Source organism: Bacillus sp. UMB0893 (assembly GCF_002858905.1).
In the GTDB taxonomy this organism is placed as follows: domain Bacteria; phylum Bacillota; class Bacilli; order Bacillales; family Bacillaceae; genus Bacillus_P.
The window spans coordinates 417,918-444,359 of sequence record NZ_PKLB01000001.1; the positions used below are offsets into that span (position 1 = coordinate 417,918).

The 26,442-nt window shown below is 39.5% G+C and carries 30 protein-coding genes and 1 pseudogene; 18 read left to right on the top strand and 13 right to left on the bottom strand.

Going from position 1 to position 26,442, the window contains the following annotated elements; all coding sequences use genetic code 11:
* Positions 1–162 precede the first annotated feature (162 nt).
* The 3 genes from CYJ36_RS02140 to CYJ36_RS02150 form a co-directional block, all read right to left on the bottom strand.
* Entirely contained in the window at positions 163–666 is a 504-nt protein-coding gene (locus CYJ36_RS02140) for a GNAT family N-acetyltransferase (protein WP_101564329.1), read from the bottom strand.
* Positions 667–846: 180 nt separating this feature from the next.
* Positions 847–1,080: a hypothetical protein gene (locus CYJ36_RS02145; protein WP_101564330.1), complete on the bottom strand. Its 234-nt coding sequence runs from the start codon at positions 1,078–1,080 to the stop codon at positions 847–849.
* Between the two features lie 116 nt (positions 1,081–1,196).
* Positions 1,197–1,619, bottom strand: a complete 423-nt coding sequence (locus CYJ36_RS02150) for a pyridoxamine 5'-phosphate oxidase family protein (protein WP_101564331.1) — start codon at positions 1,617–1,619, stop codon at positions 1,197–1,199.
* A 387-nt stretch (positions 1,620–2,006) separates the two neighbouring features.
* Here CYJ36_RS02150 and CYJ36_RS02155 point away from each other — a divergent pair, with 387 nt between their 5' ends.
* From CYJ36_RS02155 to CYJ36_RS02165, 3 genes are all read left to right on the top strand, one after another.
* Positions 2,007–3,455: an FAD-binding oxidoreductase gene (locus tag CYJ36_RS02155; protein WP_142382665.1), complete on the top strand. Its 1,449-nt coding sequence runs from the start codon at positions 2,007–2,009 to the stop codon at positions 3,453–3,455.
* Positions 3,448–4,056, top strand: coding sequence for an MFS transporter (locus CYJ36_RS02160; RefSeq protein ID WP_101564332.1), 609 nt, complete (start codon positions 3,448–3,450; stop codon positions 4,054–4,056). The genes CYJ36_RS02155 and CYJ36_RS02160 overlap by 8 nt, the downstream gene beginning before the upstream one ends.
* A gap of 70 nt (positions 4,057–4,126) precedes the next feature.
* Entirely contained in the window at positions 4,127–4,465 is a 339-nt protein-coding gene (locus CYJ36_RS02165) for a GNAT family N-acetyltransferase (RefSeq protein WP_101564333.1), read from the top strand.
* A 35-nt stretch (positions 4,466–4,500) separates the two neighbouring features.
* Here CYJ36_RS02165 and CYJ36_RS02170 read toward each other — a convergent pair whose 3' ends face one another.
* The gene (locus CYJ36_RS02170; protein ID WP_101564335.1) at positions 4,501–4,929 is read right to left on the bottom strand and encodes a PH domain-containing protein; all 429 of its coding nucleotides are present in this window, start codon (positions 4,927–4,929) and stop codon (positions 4,501–4,503) included.
* A 206-nt stretch (positions 4,930–5,135) separates the two neighbouring features.
* On the opposite strand from CYJ36_RS02170, the gene nagE reads away from it, so the two are divergent.
* The 6 genes from nagE to CYJ36_RS23965 all read left to right on the top strand — a co-directional run bounded on the left by nagE (position 5,136) and on the right by CYJ36_RS23965 (position 10,503).
* On the top strand, positions 5,136–6,593 hold the full coding sequence (nagE, locus tag CYJ36_RS02175) for an N-acetylglucosamine-specific PTS transporter subunit IIBC (RefSeq protein WP_101564336.1): 1,458 nt from the start codon (positions 5,136–5,138) through the stop codon (positions 6,591–6,593).
* A 174-nt stretch (positions 6,594–6,767) separates the two neighbouring features.
* A complete protein-coding gene (gene nagA / locus CYJ36_RS02180; protein WP_101565610.1) occupies positions 6,768–7,952 on the top strand; it encodes an N-acetylglucosamine-6-phosphate deacetylase in 1,185 nt (394 codons plus the stop codon).
* Positions 7,949–8,704: a glucosamine-6-phosphate deaminase gene (nagB, locus tag CYJ36_RS02185; protein WP_101564338.1), complete on the top strand. Its 756-nt coding sequence runs from the start codon at positions 7,949–7,951 to the stop codon at positions 8,702–8,704. Before nagA ends, nagB begins: the two co-directional genes overlap by 4 nt.
* On the top strand, positions 8,701–9,426 hold the full coding sequence (locus CYJ36_RS02190) for a GntR family transcriptional regulator (RefSeq protein ID WP_101564339.1): 726 nt from the start codon (positions 8,701–8,703) through the stop codon (positions 9,424–9,426). The genes nagB and CYJ36_RS02190 overlap by 4 nt, the downstream gene beginning before the upstream one ends.
* The gene (gene murQ / locus CYJ36_RS02195) at positions 9,426–10,334 is read left to right on the top strand and encodes an N-acetylmuramic acid 6-phosphate etherase (protein WP_101564340.1); all 909 of its coding nucleotides are present in this window, start codon (positions 9,426–9,428) and stop codon (positions 10,332–10,334) included. Before CYJ36_RS02190 ends, murQ begins: the two co-directional genes overlap by 1 nt.
* A 22-nt stretch (positions 10,335–10,356) precedes the next feature.
* On the top strand, positions 10,357–10,503 hold the full coding sequence (locus CYJ36_RS23965) for a hypothetical protein (RefSeq protein WP_219621053.1): 147 nt from the start codon (positions 10,357–10,359) through the stop codon (positions 10,501–10,503).
* Between the two features lie 19 nt (positions 10,504–10,522).
* Here the strand turns inward: CYJ36_RS23965 and CYJ36_RS02200 are convergent, their stop codons facing one another.
* Entirely contained in the window at positions 10,523–11,323 is an 801-nt protein-coding gene (locus CYJ36_RS02200; protein ID WP_308315253.1) for an alpha/beta fold hydrolase, read from the bottom strand.
* A 506-nt stretch (positions 11,324–11,829) separates the two neighbouring features.
* Here CYJ36_RS02200 and CYJ36_RS02205 point away from each other — a divergent pair.
* Together CYJ36_RS02205 and CYJ36_RS02215 are read left to right on the top strand one after the other, a co-directional pair.
* The gene (locus CYJ36_RS02205; RefSeq protein WP_101564354.1) at positions 11,830–12,027 is read left to right on the top strand and encodes a cold-shock protein; all 198 of its coding nucleotides are present in this window, start codon (positions 11,830–11,832) and stop codon (positions 12,025–12,027) included.
* A gap of 390 nt (positions 12,028–12,417) precedes the next feature.
* On the top strand, positions 12,418–12,756 hold the full coding sequence (locus CYJ36_RS02215; RefSeq protein WP_101565614.1) for a zinc ribbon domain-containing protein YjdM: 339 nt from the start codon (positions 12,418–12,420) through the stop codon (positions 12,754–12,756).
* A 95-nt stretch (positions 12,757–12,851) separates the two neighbouring features.
* Here the strand turns inward: CYJ36_RS02215 and CYJ36_RS02220 are convergent, their stop codons facing one another.
* Complete coding sequence (locus CYJ36_RS02220; protein WP_257962367.1) at positions 12,852–14,393, bottom strand: FAD-dependent oxidoreductase; 1,542 nt, start codon at positions 14,391–14,393, stop codon at positions 12,852–12,854.
* 133 nt (positions 14,394–14,526) lie between these two features.
* Between CYJ36_RS02220 and CYJ36_RS24610 the strand changes: the two genes are divergently transcribed.
* The gene (locus tag CYJ36_RS24610) at positions 14,527–14,658 is read left to right on the top strand and encodes an RAxF-45 family protein (protein ID WP_308315254.1); all 132 of its coding nucleotides are present in this window, start codon (positions 14,527–14,529) and stop codon (positions 14,656–14,658) included.
* 388 nt (positions 14,659–15,046) lie between these two features.
* Positions 15,047–16,921, top strand: a complete 1,875-nt coding sequence (abc-f, locus tag CYJ36_RS02225) for a ribosomal protection-like ABC-F family protein (protein WP_101564357.1) — start codon at positions 15,047–15,049, stop codon at positions 16,919–16,921.
* Between the two features lie 332 nt (positions 16,922–17,253).
* Here abc-f and CYJ36_RS02230 read toward each other — a convergent pair whose 3' ends face one another.
* The 4 genes from CYJ36_RS02230 to CYJ36_RS02245 form a co-directional block, all read right to left on the bottom strand.
* On the bottom strand, positions 17,254–17,610 hold the full coding sequence (locus tag CYJ36_RS02230) for a hydrolase (RefSeq protein ID WP_180850013.1): 357 nt from the start codon (positions 17,608–17,610) through the stop codon (positions 17,254–17,256).
* Between the two features lie 71 nt (positions 17,611–17,681).
* Positions 17,682–18,476, bottom strand: coding sequence for an ABC transporter ATP-binding protein (locus CYJ36_RS02235; protein ID WP_101564358.1), 795 nt, complete (start codon positions 18,474–18,476; stop codon positions 17,682–17,684).
* Positions 18,469–19,446 (bottom strand): ABC transporter permease, encoded by a 978-nt coding sequence (locus CYJ36_RS02240; RefSeq protein ID WP_101564362.1) that lies wholly within the window; start codon positions 19,444–19,446, stop codon positions 18,469–18,471. Before CYJ36_RS02240 ends, CYJ36_RS02235 begins: the two co-directional genes overlap by 8 nt.
* Positions 19,447–19,458: 12 nt before the next feature.
* Positions 19,459–20,442, bottom strand: coding sequence for an ABC transporter substrate-binding protein (locus CYJ36_RS02245; RefSeq protein WP_101564365.1), 984 nt, complete (start codon positions 20,440–20,442; stop codon positions 19,459–19,461).
* A 278-nt stretch (positions 20,443–20,720) separates the two neighbouring features.
* On the opposite strand from CYJ36_RS02245, the gene CYJ36_RS02250 reads away from it, so the two are divergent.
* The 4 genes and pseudogenes from CYJ36_RS02250 (at position 20,721) to CYJ36_RS02265 (ending at position 22,834) form a co-directional block, all read left to right on the top strand.
* The gene (locus tag CYJ36_RS02250; RefSeq protein WP_101564367.1) at positions 20,721–21,101 is read left to right on the top strand and encodes a hypothetical protein; all 381 of its coding nucleotides are present in this window, start codon (positions 20,721–20,723) and stop codon (positions 21,099–21,101) included.
* Between the two features lie 110 nt (positions 21,102–21,211).
* Positions 21,212–21,388: pseudogene (locus CYJ36_RS02255) on the top strand (PadR family transcriptional regulator); the annotation flags it as partial.
* The gene (locus tag CYJ36_RS02260; protein ID WP_101564372.1) at positions 21,378–21,938 is read left to right on the top strand and encodes an HAAS signaling domain-containing protein; all 561 of its coding nucleotides are present in this window, start codon (positions 21,378–21,380) and stop codon (positions 21,936–21,938) included. The pseudogene CYJ36_RS02255 and the gene CYJ36_RS02260, both read left to right, overlap by 11 nt.
* A complete protein-coding gene (locus CYJ36_RS02265; RefSeq protein ID WP_101564374.1) occupies positions 21,935–22,834 on the top strand; it encodes a DUF4097 family beta strand repeat-containing protein in 900 nt (299 codons plus the stop codon). The genes CYJ36_RS02260 and CYJ36_RS02265 overlap by 4 nt, the downstream gene beginning before the upstream one ends.
* Positions 22,835–22,893: 59 nt before the next feature.
* Here CYJ36_RS02265 and CYJ36_RS02270 read toward each other — a convergent pair whose 3' ends face one another.
* Together CYJ36_RS02270 and CYJ36_RS23365 are read right to left on the bottom strand one after the other, a co-directional pair.
* The gene (locus tag CYJ36_RS02270; protein ID WP_180850015.1) at positions 22,894–23,838 is read right to left on the bottom strand and encodes a S8 family peptidase; all 945 of its coding nucleotides are present in this window, start codon (positions 23,836–23,838) and stop codon (positions 22,894–22,896) included.
* A gap of 397 nt (positions 23,839–24,235) precedes the next feature.
* A complete protein-coding gene (locus tag CYJ36_RS23365) occupies positions 24,236–24,412 on the bottom strand; it encodes a hypothetical protein (protein WP_257962368.1) in 177 nt (58 codons plus the stop codon).
* Between the two features lie 96 nt (positions 24,413–24,508).
* Here CYJ36_RS23365 and CYJ36_RS23970 point away from each other — a divergent pair, with 96 nt between their 5' ends.
* Positions 24,509–24,646, top strand: a complete 138-nt coding sequence (locus tag CYJ36_RS23970; RefSeq protein WP_219621054.1) for a hypothetical protein — start codon at positions 24,509–24,511, stop codon at positions 24,644–24,646.
* Positions 24,647–24,872: 226 nt separating this feature from the next.
* On the opposite strand, the gene aldA is transcribed toward CYJ36_RS23970, so the two are convergent.
* Positions 24,873–26,321: an aldehyde dehydrogenase gene (gene aldA, locus CYJ36_RS02275; protein ID WP_101564376.1), complete on the bottom strand. Its 1,449-nt coding sequence runs from the start codon at positions 26,319–26,321 to the stop codon at positions 24,873–24,875.
* Between the last annotated feature and the right edge of the window lie 121 nt (positions 26,322–26,442).

The following is a 26,442-nucleotide window of genomic DNA, read 5'->3' on the forward strand; positions in this document are numbered from 1 at the left end:
TCAATCATATTTGTCAAAATTATTATATCTTAAGGGCGAGATTGTTTAAGGAACTAAAGATTGCATAAAATATATTAAACACTTTTATAACCCCCGTCCTAACTAAGAACGGGGGTTATTTGTGTTTGACTTGTATTGTCAATTTTCAGCTGATCAAATATGTTAATACATTTCATTCCATTCAATTTTGCCTGCTTGCTTATCATAATTAATCCTTACTTTAAAGTCGTGCTTTTCATAAAAATGCACAAGACGGTCAACATGATCCCAGTCTCTTTTGGCGATATCGCCAGTGATATAGGGAATGTTTTGATCTTTCGCGAACTCTTTTAAATAATTCATGCAAATGGATCCATAGCCCTTATTTGCCGGGCCTTTAATATCTCCGATGTGGATCGCTTTATCGTCTTTGTATGTGGCATGAATGGAAAAATCCCATGTGCCCCGATAGGCAGATTCACAATCATTCAGCATCACCTTGCATGAATCACCGTCATTTTGTGCATAAACCACAACCCAATTATCCTCTTTCGTTTGATCAATTCCGACAACTTGCCATCTTTTTGCAATTTCTTTTAGATTATCCTGCATTCTAAAGAGCTGAAACTCAAGTTCCTCTGCGTCTTTTGGTGCATGATCGCTGCGTGTTAGTACAGAATTATACATACCTGACTCCTTCCGCTTTATTGGTTCGAACGTAAAACACAGTTTTCTATTTTACTAGAAACAGATGACAGAATCAATTGATTCGCTTCATTTGGAAGGAGTTGCAGAAATGTCTATTTTTATGTAATTGCGTGGAGGGGATAAATAAAAATGCACCTTCAATTGAGAAGGTGCCGTTTTTCAATCCTCTTCACTGTCATAAATGAGGTGTTCATAACTATTATTGTGAATTTGATTGAGTTCTTCGAGTTTGTATATTAAAAATTGATGATCATCGCCATATAGATCAAGTTTATTCGTTATTTTATATTCTTCTAAAGCTTTGCGTGCTTTTTTCTCTTCGGTAAAAATACCGACAACATTTGAAGCTTCTCCGCAATCAGAGCAGCCGATATCCACTACTACGAAATACATGCAATCACCTTCTAGTGTTTGTTCTTATTCTTTATTTTCTCATGCAGCTCTTACGAAAACAAGAAATTGGCCCCATACAAAAACGGCAAGTCCTATGATTGCCGCTTCTGTACCATTTATAGTTCTAGAGTTTGAGGTGAATCATACTCGCTATTCATTAATCTTATTTTATTTGGCTTAATAGCTAAAACGACATATTCAGGATCATTAGGGCCTTCAAACCAATTTTTCAAATTTTCGTTCCATAATCTTTCCTTTAATTCTGCCGATTCATCGATGCTTGCTTTTCCTTCAAATTCAATGTAAGAATCTCCAAAACCTTCACCTTCATATCCAAGCAGTACATGAACGTTTGGGTTTTCTTCAATTTCTTCAGCTTTATGAGTGTTCTTATTTGTAGGGGTATAAAGCATAAGCTCATCATTGAAAAATGTCATATAGCGTGAGTGCGGCTTATTTTTTACGACAGTTGCAAGTGTTCCGACCTTATGTTTTTCCAATATATCTAATATTTCTTTATTTAGTTTCTGCTTATCCATGTAAAACATCTCCTTTTAGTTAGTGCTATTTTATTTATTCCTTTTTATAGCGAGGTTAAAACATTTTAGGTGGATCATGTTGCAAGTTAGAACTCCTGATTAGGAGGTATATGGAAAAAAGAAAGTAAAACGCTTCATTCGGAAAGTAGCGCATCCATATTCGCAAGTAAAAAGGTAAATCCGCAAGTAAAGGTCCAGTTTTTGAAAGTAAGACAAGATTCAGCAGTAATATATGGATATATCGTACATTAGCAAAGTGCATTTTCAAAAAGAGAACTCATTTTTTCTGTTTTTATAAAAAAATTCTCTAACTACCTTATTGTTAAAAATAACCACTAAGTGTAAAATGTAACTATAATACACATTTTTCTATTTGGTGGTGGTTCTGTGAAAAAAAGGTATATTCTTATTCTCGTATTCGGATTTATTTTTACTTTTACACTTTCAATGAAAGCTGCTTTTAAAGAAGAAAAAAATGTTTCGCTCATGATGACAGATGTAAGCAGATTGATGCCTGTAAAGATTGATAAGATTGTGAAAGGAAAAGAAATCGAATCATTCAAACAGGCTATAAATGAAGCGAAAGCGTCAAATAAAAAGATTGCCATTGCAGGCAAACAGCACAGCCAGGGAGGGCACACGTATTACAAAGATGCGATTGTGCTTGATATGACCTCCTATAATGAAATTCTGGAATTTGATAAGAAGAAAAAAACGATTACGGTTCAAAGCGGGGCGACTTGGGATGATATTCAGCGTTTCGTCAATCCCCATGGACTTGCCGTGAAAGTGATGCAGTCCCAAAATATTTTCACCATTGGAGGATCTATGAGTGTAAATGTGCATGGACGGGATATCCGCCATGGATCTTTAATTGAGAGCATCAACTCGTTTCGTTTGCTGAAAGCAGATGGGGAAATTGTGAATGTAAGCAGAACGGAAAATGCAGAACTTTTTCCGCTTGTTATTGGAGGATATGGGTTGTTCGGCGTCATTTTAGATGCTGAAATCAGCTTGACGGATGATGAGCTCTACGTCATGAAATCTGAGTCTCTTGATTACAAAAAATATGCAGATTATTTTAAGCAGAAAGTAAAGGGCAATAAAAAGGTAAAGATGCATCTTGCCCGTTTATCAACGGCACCTGATACTTTTTTGAAAGAAATGTATGTGACGAACTATGAACTTGCAGGTGAACAAGGCGCCCGCACAGAATATGATGAACTAAGTGAGGAAAAGCTAGTCCCGCTCATGAAGTTCGCATTTGGATTATCAAGGAATTACGATTGGGGTAAAAATGCTTTCTGGAATGCCCAAAAGTCATATTTTGTGAGTGATGAAGATACTTATATTACTAGAAATAATGTGATGAGGTCGGCGTCAAAGTTTCTGGAATATGAGGATGACAAGAATACCGACATTCTTCAGGAATACTTCATACCGGTTGATATGTTTCCTGACTATGTGGATAGCCTGAGGGAGACACTGACAGAGGAAGAATTGAATCTGTTTAATATCACGATCCGGTATGTCGAGAAAAATGAAGATGCCGTTTTATCTTACAGCCGCGACGATATGTTTGCTTTTGTACTATTAATCAATCAGGGGTTATCTGAAGAGGAAATATATAAGACAAGGAGCGTGATTCAAAAAATGATTGATGTCACGCTTGCTTATAATGGAACTTATTATTTGCCTTATCAGCCTTATCCAACAAAGAAACAAATGGAGACTGCGTATCCGAAAGTGAATGAGTTTTTCGAATTGAAGAGTAAATATGACAAAGAAGAAATTTTTATGAATTACTTTTATGAGGAGTATGGAGGCGATGAATAATAGATCCTTCAGAAGATTCATTGCAGCTCAAAGCACGTTATTTTTCGCAAGTAATTTTATTTTTCCTTTTTATATCTTGTTTATCAATAATGTCGGGACATCTTTTTCTCAGTTTGGAATTTCGTATGGGTTGTTTGGACTTTCAGCAGCGCTTGTTCATCCGTTATTAGGGCACATTTCCGGAAAGATAAACGATAAAGTGATTTTAGCGGTATCTTCAGTTGGCATGGCATTTCTTCTTTTATATTACCCGTATATTGGTACGATTTCAGAAGTTTATGTGTGTCAAATTTTGATGGGAATCTTTGGTGCAATGCAAAAGCATGGAGAAAAAATGCTTCTTTCCCAGTGGACAAATGAGGAAAAAAGAGGCGTTCAAATTGCCAATTATCACTTTTGGACATCCCTTATGGCTGCCGCTGCTATCATAGGAGGGGGCTTCTTAGCTCAATACTTTACGATTACTTTGCTCTTTTTTATTGCTTCTGCGATCTACTTCGCAAGCGGCATCTTCGTTTTAAAAATAAAAGATTCATACTTTGAAAAGGAACAGAAGGTGGCAGACCATGCTCATTCAGCTGCATCCCATAACGAAGCATAATTGGGAGACATGCATTTCCCTTAAGGTTGAAAAAGATCAAGAAAAGTTCGTTGCAAGTAATTTGTAATCATTGGCAGAATCAAGGTTTGAAAACTCCTTTTTGCCGCTTGGCATTTATGCAGAAAATCAAATGATCGGATTTGCGATGATTGGCAAAGATCCTGCAGATGGCGTCTACTGGATTGTAAGATTCATGATAGATAAAGACTATCAGGGGAGAGGATACGGGTGGGAAGCGCTGCAGATTATCCTCAGTTTCATGAAATCCCGTTATGATGTCAGCCCGTTTCTTTTACTTGGCGTTAATCCAGACAATTTACAGGCTAAGAGACTTTATCAAAAAGCGGGATTTCGGGATACAGGTAAAATAGCAGATCGAGAAGTGATTTATAGATTTAACATTTATTAATGAATGAGTCGTGCATGATAAGATGACGGTACTTTTTAAGGCGTAGAAAGGTATGGATTCCTTTGGGCAAGCTCTCTAAAAAAAGCATCCTCATCTTTCGGCAAGGAAACTAGGGCAAATCTGGTTGATGAGCCAGGCATTGTTCCCAAAGGTTTTGCATATACAATTTCAAGCCTTTTCAACGTCCATGCAGGGGCAGACAGCGGATTGTTTGAATACCTGATCTCTTTAATATCTTTAATATGTATTTCTTTTTTAATAAGGCCGAATACGATGATTAATTTTTCATCCTGAATGAGAAAATATGATTTTAGGAATGCGTGTGCTAAAAAGGCTGACAGCAAGAAAGGTATGATCATGGATGCAAGTGATTCTGACTCATTGAAAAGCAGGAAAAAGGGCAGAACGATTAAAAAAAGTACGATTAATACGAGTATGGGATTTCGTTTAATTTTAAAGATCATTTAAAGACCTCCTCGTTCAATTATTTTAGCATATTCATTATATGGTGCAATTTGTTAAAAAAAATTTAGATTAACTGGTATAGATAACTAGTTGAATACATGTTATATTAATATTGAAAACGAATACAAGGAGTCGTTTTTAAATACAATAAAGATCACTTATACCTCTTTATTATCTTATACTTTATTTTGGGGGAATGTAAAAAATGATGAAATATCTACAGAAAATCGGCCGTTCATTGATGCTGCCGGTAGCAGTATTACCTGCTGCAGCGATTCTGATGGGAATCGGTTATTGGATAGATCCTGCAGGCTGGGGATCTGGAAGTCCAATAGCAGCCTTCTTAATTAAAGCCGGATCATCCATTATTGATAATATGGCCATTCTGTTTGCAGTTGGCGTAGCATTGGGTATGTCGAAAGAAAAAGATGGTTCCGCCGCGCTGAGTGGTTTGGTGGCCTACCTGGTTATTACAACTCTGCTTTCAACAAACTCAGTGGCTATGCTTCAGGGAATTGACCCGGAAAATGTCAATGCTGCTTTTGCAAAAATAGGTAATCAATTTGTGGGGATTCTTTCAGGGATCGTAGCTTCCATTATGTACAATCGTTTTAGTCATGTACAATTGCCGGCTGCTTTATCTTTCTTTAGCGGAAAACGTTTAGTTCCTATTATGACAGCTGTTTCAATGCTGCTTGTTTCAGTCGTGCTTTTCTTCGCATGGCCGGTAATCTTTACTGGATTAGTTGCTTTTGGGACATGGATCAGTAAATTAGGATTTATTGGTGCAGGATTATACGGATTCTTCAATAGGATCCTCATACCTACAGGCTTACACCATGCATTAAACTCGGTATTCTGGTTTGATGTAGCTGGTATTAATGATATTGGGAATTTCTGGGCAGGTACTGGAACAAAGGGAATAACAGGAATGTATCAAGCAGGATTCTTCCCTATTATGATGTTTGGTCTACCAGCTGCAGCGTTAGCAATGTACCATACTGCAAAAACGAAAAGAAAAAAACAGGCGGCATCGTTGATGTTAGCTGCAGGTTTTGCTTCATTCTTTACTGGGGTCACAGAACCTCTTGAGTTTTCATTCATGTTTTTAGCTCCTGCACTTTATGTAGTTCATGCAGCATTAACAGGTCTTTCATTAGCGGTTGCAGCATTTTTCCATTGGACAGCAGGATTTGGTTTTAGTGCAGGATTTGTTGACTTTGTGCTAAGTTCTAGATTACCTTTAGCTAATCAGCCTTATATGTTACTTGTGCAAGGGCTTGTAGTAGCAGTCATTTATTATGTATTATTCCGATTCTTAATTACAAAATTTAATTTAGCAACTCCTGGAAGAGAAGATGATACAGATGAAATGATTGAAGAAGGGTCAAGCAGTGATCAATCTCACGCAAAAGGCTCTAAATTCGCAGTGATGGCTGCCAAGATCTATGATGGCCTAGGCGGAGATGCTAATGTGACTTCTGTCGATAACTGCGTTACGCGTTTAAGAATCGAAGTGAAAGATATGAATGCGGTCGATCAGAAAAAAATTAAAGATACAGGCGTACCGGGAATTAATATTGTCGGAAAAAACAGCATTCAAGTAATTGTGGGTACACAAGTACAGTTCGTAGCGGATGAAATAGAAAAAATCAGAAAATAAATTGGGTTTGATTGAAAAACTAAATTTTATTAATCAATAAACTAAAATTCCCTTCTTTGATGCAAATTAGCATATCATCAAAGGAGGGAATTTTTCCTTCACCTATACTGGTATAGACAACTAGCTGAATGGGTGTTATAGTAAGGGTGAGAATAGATGCAAGGAGCTGTAACCATGCCGAAAACCTATTTAATAAACGCAAAATTATATACGGGTGAAGTCGTTTTTCAAAACGGTTTTATCATCATTGAAAACAATAAAATTACTGGAATTGGTGACTTAGCGGAAATGCCGGAACCTGCAGCTGATGATAAGGTGTTTAATCTCAGAGGCAGTGCTTCCATTCTGCCGGGTTTTATTGACATTCATATCCACGGTGCAGCAGGTGCAGATGTGATGGATGCGACGAAAGAAGCGATTTTAACGATGAGCAGAGCTCTTCCGAAAGAAGGGACTACGAGTTATCTCGCAACAACGATGACAGCTGGTCAAGACCAGATTAAAGACGCGCTGAAGAATGCTGCTGATTATATTGCACGTGAAAATAATGAAGGAGCAGAAGTGCTTGGTATTCATTTAGAAGGACCTTTTTTGAATCCAAAACGGGCAGGTGCCCAGGCTCCAGGCAATATCATTGAACCGTCAATCGAAATTTTTAATAAATGGCTGAAAGATGCAAAAGATCATATTAAGCTGGTCACACTTGCACCAGAATGCAGGAATGGATACGAACTGGCCCGGCATTTAACATCTGCGGGCATAACAGCCTCAATTGGCCATAGTGATGCCGTCTATTCAGAAGTTGAAAAGGCTGTTGAAAGCGGCGTAAACCACGCCACACATCTTTTTAATGGAATGAGAGGCATTCACCACAGGGAACCAGGTGTAGCGGGTACTGTGCTTATGATCGATGAAGTGAAAACAGAAATGATTGTGGATGGTATTCACATTGCCCCTGAAATGGTGAAATTTGCTTATAAAGTAAAGGGCAGTGCGGGAACGATATTAATTACAGATGCCATGAGAGCTAAAGGTCTTGGAGCAGGCAAATATGACCTTGGCGGGCAAGAAGTTACAGTTGATGCTTCCCGGGCAACGCTTGCTGATGGAACTCTTGCAGGAAGTATTTTGACATTCAGAGATGCTGCAGTGAACATGATGAATTATACAGGATGTTCACTAGAAGAGATTGTGAAGATGTCATCTGTTAATCCTGCTAAACAAATTGGCGTTTATGACCGTAAAGGAAGTTTATCAATCGGAAAAGATGCTGACATCGTCGTCCTTGATGAAAATAGTGAAGTGCTGATGACGTTTTGCAGAGGCAAAATCTCTTTTACAGGAAGTGTTGAACAATGAAACTAATAGAAGCAAAAGATTATCATGAAATGAGTATGCTTGCAGCTGAGGTTATATTAGATCAGATCAAGGCAAAAACTGATTCTGTGCTTGGTTTGGCAACTGGCGGCACTGTGCTGGGAACATATCAGCAGCTGATTCTGGATCATAAGCAAAACAATACAAGCTACCGTAATATTAAAACATTCAATCTTGATGAATATGCCGGCTTATCAAAACAAGATGAAAACAGCTATCATGCTTATATGAAGAAACACTTTTTTGATGAGGTCAATATTCCTTCTTCTCAAACCTTTCTTCCAAATGGGGAAGCACATGATATGAAAGCGGAATGCGAGAATTATGATCAGAAAATTGAGGGATTAGGCGGAATTGATCTTCAGCTTCTTGGCATCGGCCAAAATGGGCATATCGGATTTAACGAACCGGGAAGTTCTTTTGAATCAAAAACCCATCTGGTTGCTTTGGAACAGTCAACCCGTCAGGCAAACGCACGCTACTTTGATTCCATTGAAGAAGTTCCGACGCATGCAGTAACAATGGGGATCGCTTCCATTATGAAAAGCAAAAAAGTGCTGCTTCTCGCTTCAGGATTGCAAAAATCAGCCATTTTATATGATCTGTTTCATTCAGATGTTACTAACTCTATTCCGGCGACAATTTTAAGAAATCATCCGGATACAATCATCATTGCAGATCAAGAAGCCTTGTCTAAATTGCATCATGATGAAAGGAAGATGTTTGCCAAATGATTCAAAAGAATTCTCCGCTCCCAATTTATTATCAGCTTGAAGAGGGAATAAAAGAAGCCATTCAACAACAAGAATTAAAGCCTGGTGAGATGATTCCTTCAGAAAGAGAATACGCTGAAAAGTATGGAATAAGCAGGATGACGGTGAGACAAGCTCTTTCGAATCTGGTGAATGACGGCTATTTATACAGGCAGCGCGGGAAAGGAACCTTCGTTGCTCATCAAAAAATTGAGCAGCCTCTGCAAGGCTTAACAAGCTTTTCTGAAGATATGCGGTCAAGAGGACTTGAACCGAGCACACGCGTCATCAGTTTTACAGAGGTGAAAGCAAGTATTGATCTTGCTGCGAAGCTTGAGGTTGAAGCAGGTGCTCCTCTTTTCGAACTGAAACGGGTAAGGCTAGCCGATCAGCTCCCAATGGCGTATGAAATGCTATATATTTCTAAAGAGCTTGCACAGGGTCTTACGAAAGACATAGCTGTGAATTCTATCTATGATTATGTTGAGAACAAGCTTGGCTTAAAAATACAGCATGGAAGACAAGTGCTCGAAGCCTCCTTTGCCAGAAAAACGGAGGCTGAGATGCTCCAGGTAGCTGAAGGTGCACCAGTCCTGCTGATTGAACGGCGAACAACGCTCGATACGAACAAACCGTTTGAGGTCGTCAGGTCCGTCTATCGCGCAGATCGCTATAAATTCACGATTGATATGGAGCGTTTATAATGGTGCGTAAACCAACTGAAGAGAGAAATGAGAGAACGGCGCGTATTGATGAAATGGATTCCTTTCAGATTGTGGAAATGATGCATAAAGAAGATTCAGCGATTTTGACAGCAGTAAATGAAACACTCCCGCAAATTTCCAAAGCTGTTGATGCAATCGTGAAACGATGGAACGATGGCGGCAGAGTCTTTGTCATCGGAGCGGGAACCAGCGGCAGAGTAGGCATGCTTGATGCTGTGGAACTTGGTCCGACCTTTTCAGTAGAAACCGGGAAATGGACTGCCATTGTATCAGGCGGAAATGAAGCGATGTGGCAGCCTCTTGAAGAGACGGAAGATGATGTAAGCGTTATTCGAAATGAATTACAATCCTATCAGTTAAATGCTTCTGATTGCGTGATCGGTCTTACGGCCAGCGGTTCTACACCGTTTGTGATAAGCGGACTGTCTTATGCAAAAGAGACAGGGTCTTGCACTATTTCGATCAGCAACAATACGAATACAACCGTTTCCGAAATAAGTGATGTGGCAATTGAATTGACAACAGGTCCTGAAGTCATTAGAGGTTCCACAAGACTGAAGGCAGGCACAGCCCAGAAAATGGCGCTTAATATGATATCAACTGCAGTCATGATCCAGCTCGGAAAAGTTTATCAAAATGAAATGGTCGATATGAAGCTCATTAATCTAAAGCTGAAAAAACGGGCTGAAACGATTTTAATGGATTTGACTGGCATGGAAGCTGAATCAGCTGAAACTGCCATGAATCAAACACAATACAATTTAAAAGAAGCCATTTTTATGACTGTTACTCAATCTTCACAAGAACAAGCTGCAGCTTATATTGAACAGGCAGAAGGGAAATTGAAACTGGCGATCCAGCGTTTTTTCGGTAAAGATAATAGGTAAGGGAAATACGCGGGGCAAAACATTGCAGCTTCCAAATTTCATATTGCCCGCAGCTGATTATAATAATAAACTTCCAGTCCATGACGGAGCAATCGGTCATTCTAAGGATGCCGCAGAGTCTCTATACTTGCTGGTAAAAAATGCTAATAAAAAAACGCTTGGTCTATAATTATAGTCCAAGCGTTTTTTTAGATAACAAGCTTTAATGAGTTTTTTTCTTTTATAAACTGAATCGCTGCTGTATTAAATTGTTCAGGCTGATCGATATTGCAGACGTGGCCTGAACTTTTTATGTAAATGGCTTTGACTTCTTTATGTGAAGCTTCAATTTCTTTAACTGCAGTCAAAAACAAGTGGTCTTCATCACCCATTATAAAGAGTGTCGCAATCCCGTGGAAATCCTTCTGCAGCTCAATTAAATAAGGATTCACGTAACGTGTTAAGGAGAACCATTGTATAAACTCCTTTTGACACATTTTCTTCGCCTGGGAAATAAACATAGAGCGGGCTTCTTTATGATGTGAATATGGCATGATAATCCATGCAAAGAAAGAATACAGCCATATATATGGCAAAATCCGTTTCCCGATATTTCCGAGGATCAGTAAAAACCGGGTGAAGGCATTCAGCTTCGTTATGGCTCCGCCTAACAGCATTGACGAAAGCAGGAATGGCTGCAGTCTTGCAATAGACTGGATGACGATTGTACCAAGCGAGATGCCGACAAAGTGAGAAGAACTTATTTTCAAATGAGTATGTACATCAATGACTTCCTGGGCAATTTCTTCAAAGCCGTCACCCTTATTCCACATGCCTTTTTGTGATTTGCCATGCCCGCGAAGATCAATAAGCAAAATATTAAACTGGCTTTTAAACTCTCTAATTTGTTTGTACCATATTGCAGAACTTCCGCCTGCACCGTGGATAAACGTCACCCATGGCTTTTTTTCATGATTTCTCAGTGTCCGATAGTATAAGATAGTCCACACCTGCAATCTTCAAAAGATAGTTTTATAAAAGCGAGGGGTTATTGTAAATCTCAGAAAGAAAAGGTATTCCGGCCAATATCTTGATGAATTCGGCCAAAAGTCCAAATAATTCGGCCAATATCTGAATGAATTCGGCCAAATTCGAGGAAATTCCGGCCAAATGCCCAATATCCGGCCATTATCAGCTAAATGAAAAAATGTCGACAGACTGATTTCAATAGGAACCCACAAATAATGCATGAATCTCCATCTTAATATGTTTAGAGAGTAAATGGACAGCAGAATCAGAAATTGTAAGAAAAGCGACACATTTCTAAGAAATTGAAAAGGCAGCATGAAGCCTAAAAAAATATGAGAAACGGTTGCGGGACAACCTTGAATTTGGTATACTAAGAGTAATTATTTTTGTTCGTAATATGATTAAAAAGGCACTCGTCTTGAAGAATATTATGTAGAGCAGGGATAGTAATACAATTGTGCGGATTACGCACTAGGAGGATACACACATGTTACAAGGTAAAGTTAAATGGTTTAACGCAGAAAAAGGTTTCGGTTTCATCGAAGCAGAAGGTCAAGAAGACGTATTCGTACATTTCTCTGCTATTCAAGGCGAAGGCTTCAAAAGCTTAGAAGAAGGCCAAACAGTTACTTTCGAAATCGTTGAAGGCGCTCGTGGACCACAAGCAGCTAACGTTCAAAAGTAATTGAACGAAAGGACTCCCTTGCCGGGGGTCTTTTTTTGTGTCTAAATAAGTGTAATCTTGCCGGATCGTTATTTCTTTAGGCTCTTTTCGTAAAGTTTGTTGCTTTAAGAAAAAATGGTTAAAAAATTTAGTGGATTGTAGTGGAAGGCACTTGACTCCTGCGGGAAATAGAAGGGAATGGGAGACCCCACAGGCATACCCGAGGAGGCTCCCATCCCTCCCAGCGGAAAGCAAGTGCCTGCAGCGGAAATCCACGGAAAAAGTTTATGATCCAAAAACAACAATTAATGCGAAAACAGCCTATCTTTAAGAAGACGTATGCGGTGAGAAAATTGCCCGTTCGGTAAATAATATGAATAACTTGACAAGAACGATTGGAGGAAAGAAATGATGAATGAATTACCAAATTGTCCAAAATGTCATTCGGAATATACGTACGAAGATGGAAGCCTTATTGTTTGCCCGGAGTGTGCTCATGAATGGGGAGCAGAATCAGAAACTGAGAAAGAAGATAAAAAAATCTTCAAAGATGCAAATGGAAATGTCTTAAACGATGGCGATTCTGTAACAGTCATCAAAGACCTTAAAGTAAAAGGAACTTCATCTGTAATTAAAATAGGTACAAAAGTAAAAAGTATACGTTTAGTTGATGGAGATCATGATATTGATTGCAAAATTGATGGTTTTGGAGCTATGAAATTAAAATCCGAATTTGTTAAAAAGGTATAAATAAGGATTTAATAAGGGTATACATTTGCTTAAAAGATCCATTCCCCTATACATAATCAAAAGGACAAGTGGAACCTCTTGTCCTTTTTTCATGCCTATTGTAATTCAGCATCCAGCACCTTCAACGGTTTATCTGCAGGTCCTTCAATCACATCTCCGCTATATGAAAATCTGGATCCGTGGCAAGGGCAGTCCCATGTTCTGTCGCCGTTATTCCATTCGACCTCGCAGCCTAAATGAGTGCACGTTGTATCGACAAGGTGAAGTACGCCCTTGTCATCTTTATACGCCCCAGCCCGTTTTCCTTGAAATATAACCGGACTGCCTTCATTTGCTTTTAAGTCTTGGGGCCTTTTAGATGGAGGATTGATCTTCCCGGAAATTAAGTGCTTGGCAACATCAGCATTTTGTTTTAAAAACTCTTTTACACTTGGATCTGATTGAAAGCGTGAAGGTGTAAAGAGATCAAGGTACAGTGATTCTTTTTTTACAATCAGGTCTCTCAGCATGAGGGCTGCAAATGTTCCATTTGTCATTCCCCATTTATGAAAGCCTGTTGCTGTATAAATGTTTTTATGGTTTGAAGTGAGGTTTCCAATGTATGGCACTTTATCAAGTGTGAATAAATCCTGAGCTGACCACTTATGTGTGATTTCATTTAGTCCGAAAACAGTTTCCCCAAAGGACTCAAGGTTTTCATAAAGCCTTGCAGTATCTTTGACTTGTCCTGTTTTATGTCCTTCGCCGCCGATAATCACAACGGTTTCCCCATTATCGGTTGCTGAACGAAGAGATCGTTTAGGCTCGTCGACACTTAAAAACATACCGCCAGGATAAGGCTTCGAAGTTTTTGCACTTACTACGTAAGAACGATCTGCATACATTCTCGCAAAATAAAATGCAGATCCATCAACAAAAGGAAAGTGTGATGCAGAGATGACATGCTGGCAGGTGATTTCAAATCCTTCATTCGTGATCAGCTTAGGTTCATCCTCGGTTCCTTTCATATCAATAATCACTGTTTTTTCAAAGATTTGAACACCAGCTTGAGACATTTCCTGAACCAGAGTATGTAAATATTTCAGCGGATGAAATTGAGCTTGATTTTTTACGATGAGTGCACCTTGCATTTCGATATCAAGCGGAATCTTATCTGTAAATTCAAAAGGAATGCCCAGTTTTTCGTATGCTTCTTTTTCTTTAAGCAATTTTTTCATCGATTCATCAGACACAGCGTAAAGGATCGCATCTTCTGTCGTAAAGTCACACTCAATGTTTTTTTCGTTGACCGTTTTCCTGATAAATTCAAGGCCGCTCAAGTTCGCTTCATAGTAATGCTTAGCCTGCTCTGCTCCAAAGTGCTGAATGAGTTCATCATATATGATGTCATGCTGAACCGTTATTTTTGCAGTTGTATGACCAGTAGTCCCATTTAACAATACATCTGAATCAGCTAATGCTACGTTTAATCCTTCTTTTGAAAGCAAATAGGCAGCAGTTATGCCGGTTATTCCGCCTCCAACAATCGCCACATCCACGTTCAAATTCTTGGCAAGTTTTTGATGAGTTGGCAGCTGAACGGTATCTCTCCAGTATGGCTCTGGAATCTTGGGAAGCTTAGAGCTTTGATTTTTCAAAGTAAATCCCTCCTTTATGTCACATATATGTTTACCAAATAATACAAATAAATGTATTTGAAATAATTGATTGATAATTTTGACAGTCATCGGTTATACTAGATGTAACTAATGGGACGGAGGTGGATCAGAGATGAGTTTGAAAGTGTCGCACGGTAGAGTATTGTCATACCTTTATTTATGTCGTGCAATTTTTCATGCAATTGCGGTAAACGGGATACGTATGCCCTTTTTTACAAATTGCATAGACACAATCAAACGTTAAGAAGATTCTCTTATCCATTAATCAATAGGGATGATGCGGAGGGCGCTTATTAGCTCTCCGTTTTTTTGTCATATATGGCAGTACCGCCCAACTCTTAAGTATTTTGGAGCTGCAGGCGGTTCCGCTTTTCTGATTGACCAGGATAGGCAGGAAACTGCTTCGTTCTGGTCTTTTTTATAGTCTCTTTTCGTAAAAATGGTTGCTAGAGCTAGTTAGTAAAAAAGCGGGTTTTGGATTTTTTACAGTATTTACTGGGTTCAAAATAGTCATGTATCTTGAAATAAGAGGAAAAGAGCACGACCGAGAACTTTGTGCGTGCGCAATAACTATACGCAATGCAACAATCAATGCGAACACAGCATTTTTATATTTGAAAGGGGTTTTTATTATGACAATTTGTTCAGTCCACCAAGTAGCAAAATCATATGGAAGTCAGCTTATTTTTGAAAATCTTTCGTTTGAAATAAATGAGAATGAAAAAATTGGATTTGTCGGACGAAACGGAACGGGGAAGACAACATTATTTAAATGCATATCAGGAATCGAGCATCCCGACGCAGGAACCATTTCGATACGAAAAGGAATGAAGGTTGGCTATCTTGCCCAGATCCCGATGTTTCCTTCAGGTACTGCAGTTGAACAGGTTTTAAGACAGGCATTTGCTGAGTTAATTGAATTATCAGCCGAGCTTGCCGTTCTTGAGAAAGAGATGTCTGAAACGGAGGATCAAATACTTCTGGAGAAAGCTGTTGAACGATATGGCATTTGTCAGGAGAACTATGAAAATCTTGGCGGGTATGAAATGGATGCAAAAATAAGTGCTGTCGCTAATGGTCTGCAGCTGCAGCCGCTATTGGATGCAGATTTTGAAACACTAAGTGGAGGCGAGAAAACAAAAGTATCACTCGGGTTAATGCTGCTCCAGGCACCAAACCTTCTTCTGCTTGATGAACCGACCAATCATCTAGATATCGCAGCTGTTGAGTGGCTGGAAAACTTTCTGAAGGAATATAAGGGGACAGTCGTGGTGATTTCGCATGATCGGGCATTTCTGGATGAAGTGGTTACAAAAATTATTGATCTGGAAGATGGTGAAGTCACAGTTTACCATCATAATTATTCAGGTTTCATTGCTGAAAAACAAAAGCGGCTGATGGCTGAGTTTCAGGCCTATCAGGATCAGCAAAAGAAAATGAAAAAAATGAGAGAAGCGATAAAAAGATTGAGGGAATGGGCAAACCAGGCTAATCCGCCGAACGAAGGTCTTCATAAGCGGGCACGAAATATGGAGCGTGCGCTTGAACGCATGGAGAAATTGAAAAAACCCATCCTTAACCACAGAAAGATGGATTTGCATTTTGAGGGGACGGACCGAAGCGGCAAAAAAGTTCTTACTCTAGAAAATGTCTCAAAAAGCTTTGGAAGCAAATCAGTCATTCATAATGTCAGCATGCAGCTTTCATACAAGGACAGGGCTGCCATTGTCGGGGAGAATGGATCTGGAAAATCAGCGCTGTTAAGATTGGTGATGGGGGAGCAAGAGCCTGATGAAGCTGGGGTATGGCTTGGAAGCAATGTGAAAATAGGGTACCTCTCTCAGCAAATCATACTTCCAGACTCAGACCTCTCAATCATTGATTATTTCAGGGAAGATATTGTGGTGACAGAGGATGATGCCCGACATATTTTAGCGAGGTTTTTATTTTACGGCCCAGCCGTGTTCAAGAAGATGAAAAATACGAGCGGGGGAGAAAGAATGAGGATTCAGCTAGCTAAGCTGATGCAGAAGGATCTCAACTTTCTCATTCTGGATGAACCGACCAATCATTTGGATATCGACTCAAGGGAAGTCCTGGAGGAAGCGATTGAACAGTTTGACGGCACGATTCTCGCTGTTTCCCATGATCGTTATTTCCTGAATAAACTTTTCTCAAAAACGTATTGGATCTATCAAAAACAGCTTTATTCATTTAATGGTCATTATGCTTGGGCCCGGGAAAAGATGAAGCCGAACATGTCTGAAAAAGAGATTCCAAAGACATTGGTGCCTAAAAATGACTTGAAAAAACCAAACCAATCGAAGCATATTTCACCGCCGGATATAGAATCACAAATAGAACAGTTCGAAAACGAATTATTTAGCCTTGAAAATCAGATGCAGGCTTTATCTGATTTGGGAGAACTGATGGAGCTGAACAAACGCAAAGAAGAAAAAGAAAAGCAGATCGAGCGTTTATATGACGAGCTTGAATCCATTAGTTAGAAAAATCAAAGGTCCATTACCTTGTAATGGACCTTTTTTGCGAAATGAAAACTCTAAGCTAGGTCTAGGGTTTCAAAAGCTTTCAGCTAAAAAACTCTTCTTAGGTGCTTAAATATATTTGGTTCGCAAAGCAATATCTTAGCTATTCCATTCAAATGGTGCCCTAGAAACCGGATAAACTGAAATCCATGTACCATTTCCATCCGCATGTAAGCATATATAGATCCATTAGCTGAAAAAAAGGATAGAAAAACAAAAGGAAATAAGCAGATGGCATTCAGTAAAAGACTTTCAGCCACAGAGGAAACCACCCGTTCTCTCACGGGTGGCTTTCATTTGAAATTTTTAATTTCATCAGGATTGTTAGAGTGATTATCCTCTAAAATCCCGTATTCTTCAATGTGACGTTTCGCTTCTTCATCCCCAAGCAAATAAATCATCGCAAAAATCTTCCTCAGAGTATCATCATAATCTTTGTTTTCCTGATCATGATGATATTCGCGAAATGGCACCTGTGCACGCTGAAAGGTTTGAAAATCAGCTGTACTGTTTTCGCTGTAAAAGGACTTTAGCTCATTCAGCTCAGATTGATTCGCAAGGATTTTAAAGCTGGGAATGGATTCTACTGGGTTTTCTAAGATTTCTCCACTGGCGATATTGACGAAATAGGTTCGTTTTTCTTGTTCCATCTTAGTCCATCTCCTTTAGGGTGTTTAGTATGCATTTACCACTAAAGGAAGGTAGTTAATCCTAATTCTTTTTAACTGAGCATTACCTTATCTGAAAGCGGTCCATTTCCTTTAATCTTACCAAACTCATTCAATAGTGAAGGAACAGTGAGTTTTTTCTTCTGCTCGCCTTCAGCTTCAAAAATGATGCGGCCATTGTCCATCATGATTAATCGATTGCCAAGATCGACTGCCTGCTGCATGTTGTGAGTAATCATCAAAGTTGTCAGACTTCCATTCGCAACAAGTTTCTTCGTGAGTTGTGTGATAAGCTCAGCCCTTGATGGATCGAGTGCTGCGGTATGTTCATCGAGCAGCAGAATGTCTGGATGTGTAAAAGTCGCCATCAGCAGGGAGAGAGCTTGCCTTTCGCCTCCAGATAGCAGACCTACTTTTGCAGACAATCTGTTTTCAAGGCCAAGTCCAAGTGATGTAAGCTGTTCTTTAAAAAATTCTCTTCTTTTCGCGGTAACGCCAGGTTTTAATGAACGTTTATGAACGCGAGAATAGGCAATAGCTAGATTTTCCTCAATGGTTAGTGTTGGAGACGTTCCAGCCATAGGATCCTGGAAAACACGTCCGATATATTTAGAGCGGTTATGTTCACGAACGAAGCTTACGTTTTTTTCTTTAATGATAACATCGCCGTCATCAGGATAAATCCTGCCTGAAATGACGTTCAGCAATGTCGATTTCCCGGCGCCATTGCTGCCGATCACAGTCACGAAGTCTCCTTTTTTAAGAGAAAGAGAGATGGAGTTGAGTGCCTTCTTTTCATCGGGAGAGCCTTCGTTAAATACTTTTTCAATCTGTTTCAGCTCAAGCAACTCGAACACCACTCTTTCTTCGCAAGGCTTTTTTCCGTTTTTCCTTTTGTTTGGCCAGCAGCTGCGGGACGACCAGCGCTGCAATGACGATTAAGGCAGTAATCATTTTCATGTCTCCGGTTTCAAGGAAATCAACTCTAAGGGCAAGGGCAATGATCATTCGGTAAAGAATGGCTCCGATAATGACAGCAAGTGTAGCCCGAATAATGGTTTTCGTTCCAACCAGCGCCTCTCCGATAATGACCGATGCAAGACCGATAATGATCATTCCGATACCCATGCCAACGTCACTGAAGCCGTTTAGCTGTGCAATGAATGCACCTGAAAAAGCAACAAGTGCATTTGAAATGCCAAGACCGATGACTTTTAATAAATCCGTGTTGGCTGAAAAACTCGAAATCATTTTTTCGTTATCCCCTACAGCACGGATGGCGATCCCAATTTCTGTTTTCAGGAAATAATCCAATACAAGCTTGATCAAAACAATAATAACCAGAGCAGCTGCAAGAACTGACCACGTTTTTGGAACAAAGCCAGAAAGACCTATGGATATGAATAATGATTGCATAAATGAATCAATGCCGAGCTGATTCCAGCCATTCAGCAAAACTGTAAAGACCGTACTTTCCTGAAGAAGAGGGACATTTGACTGTCCCATGATCCGCAGATTAATAGAATACAAGGCGATCATCATTAAAATTCCTGCAAGCAATGGATTAATGTTTCCTTTTGTATGAAGGATTCCAGTCAAGCAGCCTGCAGCAAAACCGATAATCAATGCTGCAAGTGTAGCGAGAAATGGATTTACTCCGTTTATGATCAAAGCAGCACAGACGCTTGCTCCAGTTACAAAGCTTCCGTCAACAGTTAAGTCAGGAAAATTTAATATTCGAAAAGAAAGGTAAACACCAAGCGCCATTATGGCGTAGATAAGTCCGGATTCTACGGATGAGAAAAGTGCGGTAAACATGATGGATCCTCCTTAGTCTATAATTTCTGCATCGTCCCATTCTTCTTTGATTTCAACATTCATGGCTTCAGCAGCTTTCTTGCTGATTTGCAATTTAAGTTTTTGGGGGTAATCGACAGGAATCTCACTTACTTCTTTATCCCCTGTTAGAATGCTGACCGCTTTTAATCCTGCTTCATAGCCGATGTCTTTGTAATCAAATCCATATGCTGCAAATCCGCCTCTGGCCACAGAATCGAGCTCTCCAACAAATAAAGGGATATCTTCATCACCAGCTACAGATACAACTGACTCTAAAGCTGATACAACAGTGTTATCTGTAATGATATAGAACGAATCGACCTTTCCGACAAGCGATTCAGCAGCTTGTTTGACTTCTGCTGAGGTAGAGACAGAGGCTTCAACGATTTCCAAATCCGTATCTTTCATTGCTTTTTTGACCAGTTCGATTTGAGCGACTGAATTTTGTTCACCTGAGTTATAAATCATGCCGACCTTTTTACCATCAAGATTTTCATCAATGAATTTGATCGTACTTGGAATCGCATCAGGATGAGTATCTGTTGTGCCTGTAATGTTGCCGCCAGGCTCTTCAAAGCTTTTGACAAGTTTTGCACCAATTGGATCTGTAACAGAAGTAAACACAATCGGAATATCTTTCGTCGCATTTAATGCGCTCTGAGCACTTGGTGTAGAATTTGCGAAAATGAGATCAACGTCATCCCCGACAAAATTGCTTGCGATGGTTTGGTTGTTATTCTGATCACCGGCTGCAATTTGAACATCATATTCGACGTTCAGTCCTTTTTCTTCAAGGGCTTTTTTAAATCCTTCAAGTGCTGCATCCAAGGAAGCGTGCTCCACAATTTGTGTGACCCCGATTTGATAAGTCTTTTCATTTCCTGAATCGCCTGCTGTTTCTTTTGAACCGCAGCCTGCAGAAATTAACAGTCCAGCAATTGCCATACTCATTCCAAACTTTGTTTTCCAGTTCATGATTATGCCCCCCGTTTTTATCATGCTTTTACGCTTTTATGCTTTTATTCATTAAATTATAACTCATGTTCCACTTTCTTCAATCATTATTTTCAGATTTACCTGAAATTTCTGTTCCTTTTTTATTTATGTTCAATATGAAGGGGAAGAAACCTCCTAAAAACTCACAAAAATATAACAAAATAATGATATCTATATTACAAAACAATAATATGAAACATTTGCACTAAGACAATATGTATACTTATCTGTAACAGATTGGATTAGGTGGCCAAATCATGAACATAAATGAGCAAGCATTATTGAATCTTACAAAACTATATTCGAAAATACTGGGCTATCTGCTTATGAAAAGAGACACAGATGGAAATGTGGCATATCAGATTCGTGAACTGTCAGTCGAGCTTGGTGTTTCAAAGCGATCTGCGCTGCAAAAAATGGAACAATTAGAACAGTATGGGGCAATCAAAACCAAACAAAACGGTGTATGCAGAATCATCAGTACACGCGTAGAAAATACGCCAATCAGTTTATGTTATCAATCACTTGCAGCTATCAAAAAAAGTCCTTCACTCGCTGACAATCCTGTAAAGCTTGCAAATGAAATGAATGTAAAAGAAAAGGATGCAAAAATGATTCTGCAGATGCTGACAAAATGACAAAGAGATTAAATACCCCGAATGAGGAAGTTTTATAACTTTCATTGTTCAGGGTATTTTTATGTTTCTGAAAAGTCCAAAGAAAAAATAGTTTGTTCAGTACCTTGCAAACAAAAGAAGAGTATTTGACAACGTACCTTGCTGAATCGAATGAAGGACCGCCTCGTAAATATTACTCACTGACTGAAAAAGGAAGAAGAAATATGAATTTGCTTGTTGAAGAATGGAAGCAGTTTTCATTTGCAGTTAATCAATTTATTGAGGAGGGTTCAAAACATGATCAATAATGAATTCTTAGAAACATTGAACTCGCTGCTCAGCAGAGTTCCAGAAAAAGAAAGGCAGGAAATGCTCTACGATTACCAGGAGCATTTCGAAATTGGCTGCGCCGATGGCAGAAGTGAAAAAGAGCTTGCAGAAGAGCTTGGCGATCCAAATGTGATTGCGAGAGAATTGCTTGCAGACTACTTAATCAGCAAGGCTGAAACCGATCAAACAGCCACAAACATGTTTCGGGCCATCTTTGCCGCAATCAGTTTAAGCTTTTTCAACATTGTGTTCATTGTCGGCCCTGTTGCAGCACTCTTGGGAACGTATTTGGCACTATGTGTAACATCAATCGCGCTGACTCTTTCACCACTGGGAATTATAGCATCTTCATTAATGGGATACAGCACTGAAACCTTCGCGTTTAGCTTCTTTGTTTCTCTAACACTAGTAAGTTCAGGATTGTTAATGAGCATTGGGATGATTTACGTCGGCAAGTATTTTTACTATCTAATTTTGAGATACATTAAATTTAATTTGAGAATGGTTAAAGGGGATAAAGCGGGATGAAAAAACTTGTCTATGGTTTACTAATATTATTGGCAGCAGGAATTGCCGGAACAGTTGCCGCAGCCGGCGCTGCAGGCGGATTTAATTTTAACGCCAAAGAAGTATTTGATGAAAAAGTAATTTCCAATAAAGAAATAAAAAACATCGAAGTGGCTCTATCGTCTGCTGATCTTACTTTTCATCAAACATCCGATGAGGATATAAAAGTTGAGCTGAATGGAAAAGTAAACAAAAAATACAAAGATCGTTTACAATTAGAAGTGGAAGAAAAAGGGGATACCCTTGAAATCGCCCTATCTGGAGAAGACCGTTTGGAATTCAATTTTGGAATCAATATTGTAGACACAAATGTTGAGGTGTATTTACCTGAACGAGTATTTGACAAAATTCATGGAAAATCATCATCTGGAGATATTAAAGGAACTGACCTGCAAGCGAAAGAAGAAGTTGTTCTGAATTCTAGTTCAGGCGATGTTGCGCTGGAACATTCAAAATCGGCCGAACGCATGATGTTGAAAACTTCAAGCGGGGATATTCAATCTCTAAAGAATTCTGCAGAGGATTTTGAATTAAAAACAAACAGCGGGGATCTAACAATTCGTGATCAGCAAGGAAAAGAAACGGTACTAGATACCTCTTCTGGTGATATTACAATCAGCGAAGCTTTAGGCAATCTAAAGGCAGATTCTTCATCAGGAGACATATTAATAGAAAATAGTGAACTAACAGGAAACATTGATGCTGAGGCAACAAGCGGCGAGATTTCCATTGAATTTGATAAGGAGCCTTCATCCATGGAAATTGTTTTTAACGGCGTTTCAGGTGAAGGTACCGTTGAATTGGCAGGCATGAGTCCGGTTCAATACCGTATCCACACCAGCCAATTAGCAGCATAATATAAAACTTTAACTTTTGGGGGTCACATCACACCTAAAATTGGTGCTGGCTCTTTTTTTCAATCGATAAGATTCTTTTTAATGACACTTTCTCTAAGCAAATCAGGAGCAGTCAAGTAGACGAGACCGTTTCCTTCCTGGGTTTTTGGATTGCCATATGGAATAGTTCTTCTTATTAATTGGGCGTAAACTTCTGCTTCAGTGAATTTTCTGTCAAATTCCTGCTGTTCAAACTGTTTAATTAATGCAATGGCTCCTGCGACGTGAGGTGTCGACATGGAAGTTCCGCTGAAAGCTGCATATTCGCCGCCGGGAATGGTTGAAACAATTTTTTCGCCTGGTGCGACAAGGTCAATTTCGTTATTGGAGTTTGAAAAGTAGGATGATTTTTTTTCGAATCCGACAGATCCGACAGAAATGACTTCATTATAAGAACCAGGGTAGGAAAACTCAGGTGTGCTGCCGTCATTGTCGCCTTCGTTTCCAGCGGCACAGACTACCGCTATCTGACTGGCAACGGCTTTTCGGACAGCTTTTCTAAGTTCCGAATGATCTGAAGGTCCGCCAAGTGACATTGAGATGACATCCACTTTCTGTTCAATCGCATACAAAATTCCATTCGTGATCCATGCATACTCTCCGCTTCCTGACTCACCTGCAAGTACCTTTACTACCAAAATCTTTGCTTGGGGTGCAACGCCTACATTTTTAGCCGCCGCAATCGTCCCTGATACGTGTGTACCATGACCGTGATAGTCTGTCAGACGATTAGGGTCTCCGTTATCATCAGTAGTAAAGTTCCGTCCTCCTGCAATTTTTCCGCGTAGATCAGGGTGAGTCACATCACAGCCAGTATCTAATACGGCAATCGTGATTCCTTTCCCTTGAATACCCTGTTCCCAAAGCTTAGGAGCACCTATCATAGCAACCCCTTCAGAAATAGCTTTTACACTTTTGACAATAGGTCCATATTTATGAGGCAGCAGCCGAACTTGTCCTTCCACATTACCGTCTCCTTTATTCGTAATGATTAAGGTATATGTTGAAACTGGAAAATCAATGATAAAAGATTGCTCTTTTTATGAGGACTATTCCGAGGTGAAACTTACAGCTTACAGCTTGAAGTCCGCTAGTTAACGGCTGAAGCATTCAAATTAAAGGGGACCAGCATCCAATTGAAAAAGCTGAAAAGAAGCCTGGATCAATTCAGACTCAAGAAAGCAATTGGAATCGGGATTTCAAGGTTCTTCAATACATCAAAATAAAAAAGGTGAGTCCGGTTTCAACGGGCTCACCTTTTGTGCGTAAAATGCTCAATGTGCCGGCTGCTGCCGTTCTTTGGAAAGTGGCTGAAATGGTGCGAAGCAAGAAATAAACGGCCAATTCTCATGGCCGTTTTTCTTAAAAAATATTCGCTAATCCCCACATGATAATTGCCGCAACGGGAATAAGAACCCATACGTTTTGCCCGAACGTACTGGGCTTTCGGTTCATTTTTGATTCGAGGCTATCAAGCTTTTTATTCAGTTCATCCAGCTTTTTTTCAAGATCATATTGCTGTGTTTTTTCATCAGTCATTGTCATCAGCCTTTCATTTGTTCTTCATATTATCTGTATTGGCGATTGACGGAAAATAGACTTTAAAATCGAACAAAGCGGGCAGAACTTGTAATTATGTTAAAAGCAAAATGGCCAAGTGCGGCTAGAAACAGGCCATCACGGATTATATTAGGAGGTTTATGGAAAAAAGAAAGTATTCAGGATGATTTGGAAAGTATTCAGCAAGTTTGGAAGGTATTTTCCGCAGAATAGAAAGTATTTCTATGATATTGGAAAGTAAGCAGGAATCTCACGATGGAATAGAACTGCAAAAAAGCATATTTCATTATAAATTGTTACATTTCTTTTTATTAAATGTGCAATTGTGTCCAGCGTGGATAATACCAAATGGCCAAGTGCAGCTAGAAAAAGACCATTTTAGTCACTGCATACAAAAAAGTGCACGAAAATCAATCTTCGGGCACTTTGTCTTTTTAGCTTATTGCTTATTCTCATCGTACTGCATATATACAGCGTGTGTGACGGTAAAGTCTTCTATGCCATGTTTTCCATCTGCACCGCCGAGTCCTGATTTGCGGACACCGGCGTGATAGCCTTGAATCGCTTCAAAGTTTTCCCGATTGATGAAAGTTTCTCCGAATTTAAGTTCATTTGCAGCTCGCATCGCTTCATGGACGTTATCTGTATAGATAGAGGAAGATAGTCCATAATCGGAATCGTTAGCTAGTTCAATGGCTTCATCAAGAGTCTTATATGTCATGATTGGCAAAACTGGTCCGAAAATCTCTTCTTGGATGATTTCAGAGCCCTGCTTAACGTTTGTAATAATAGTTGGTTCATAGAAGAAGCCGCTGGTCATGGAAGCTCTTTTGCCTCCTGTCAGCACTTTAGCTCCATTGTTAGCCGCATTTTGTACCATGTTATCCACAACATCCAAACGGTCTTGACTAACAAGGGGTCCCATTTCGGCATTCTTATCATTTGGCATGCCAAGCTTGGTATCTTTCATTGCTTGCGTCATTTTCTCAATGAATTCTTCTGCAACGTCTTCATGGACGTAAACACGTTCTGCATTTGTGCAGGCTTGTCCCGCATTGGTAATTCGTGATGTTTTGATGCTATTTACAGCTGTATCCAGATTGGCGTTTTTCGTCACAATGGCTGGTGCTTTCCCGCCAAGTTCAAGATTAACCTTTGTAATGTTTTTAGCGGCAGCTTCCATAACTTTTGTACCGGCTTTTACACTGCCGGTCATCGTCACAATCCCGACTTTCGGATGGGATGCCATCACTTTGCCGATCGTTGAGCCCTTGCCTGTGATGAAATTGTAGACGCCTGCTGGTATCTCCTTCATTTCATTAATGATTTTTGTAAATTCTGCCGCAGTATTCGGAGTTTGCTGACTCGGTTTTAGGACAATTGTACATCCAGTAATGAGCGCGGTTGCCACTTTTCTGGCCAAAATAAAAACAGGGAAGTTCCAAGGCACAATTCCTGCTACAACTCCAATTGGCTTTCGGAACATCAGGATATTCTCGTTCGTGCGATCACTCGGAATAATTTCTCCCTCGATTCTGCGGGCCCATTCAGACATATAAGAAAAGTAATCAATGGCCGTATCAACCTCGCCGCTTGCTTGTTCATACGGCTTCCCTTGTTCTTCGCTAAGCAGTTCTATAAAAGTTTCACGTCTTTCTTTTAGCTTATCTCCAAGCCTGCCGACGATTTTTCCTCTTTCAGCTGATGCAGTCTTTTCCCAGTTTTTCTGCGCTTCAAAAGCAGCTTCAATGGCCTTGTTTGCATCTTCTTCAGTGCCTGCTGGTATTTTTGAAATTACCTTTTCAGTGGCTGGATTGATGACATCAATTGTTTCATTAGATGTGGAATTTATATATTCACCGTTAATATACAATTTATGCTCTTGCATGGTTAGCCTCCTTAATTGATTGTACTTAACACGTTCCACTCTCGCTTTAATCTTAAACGTGATTCCACTTTCAATGTGATCTAAAAAATCGGACAATCTTTCTTTTGAAACTTTTTTTTAA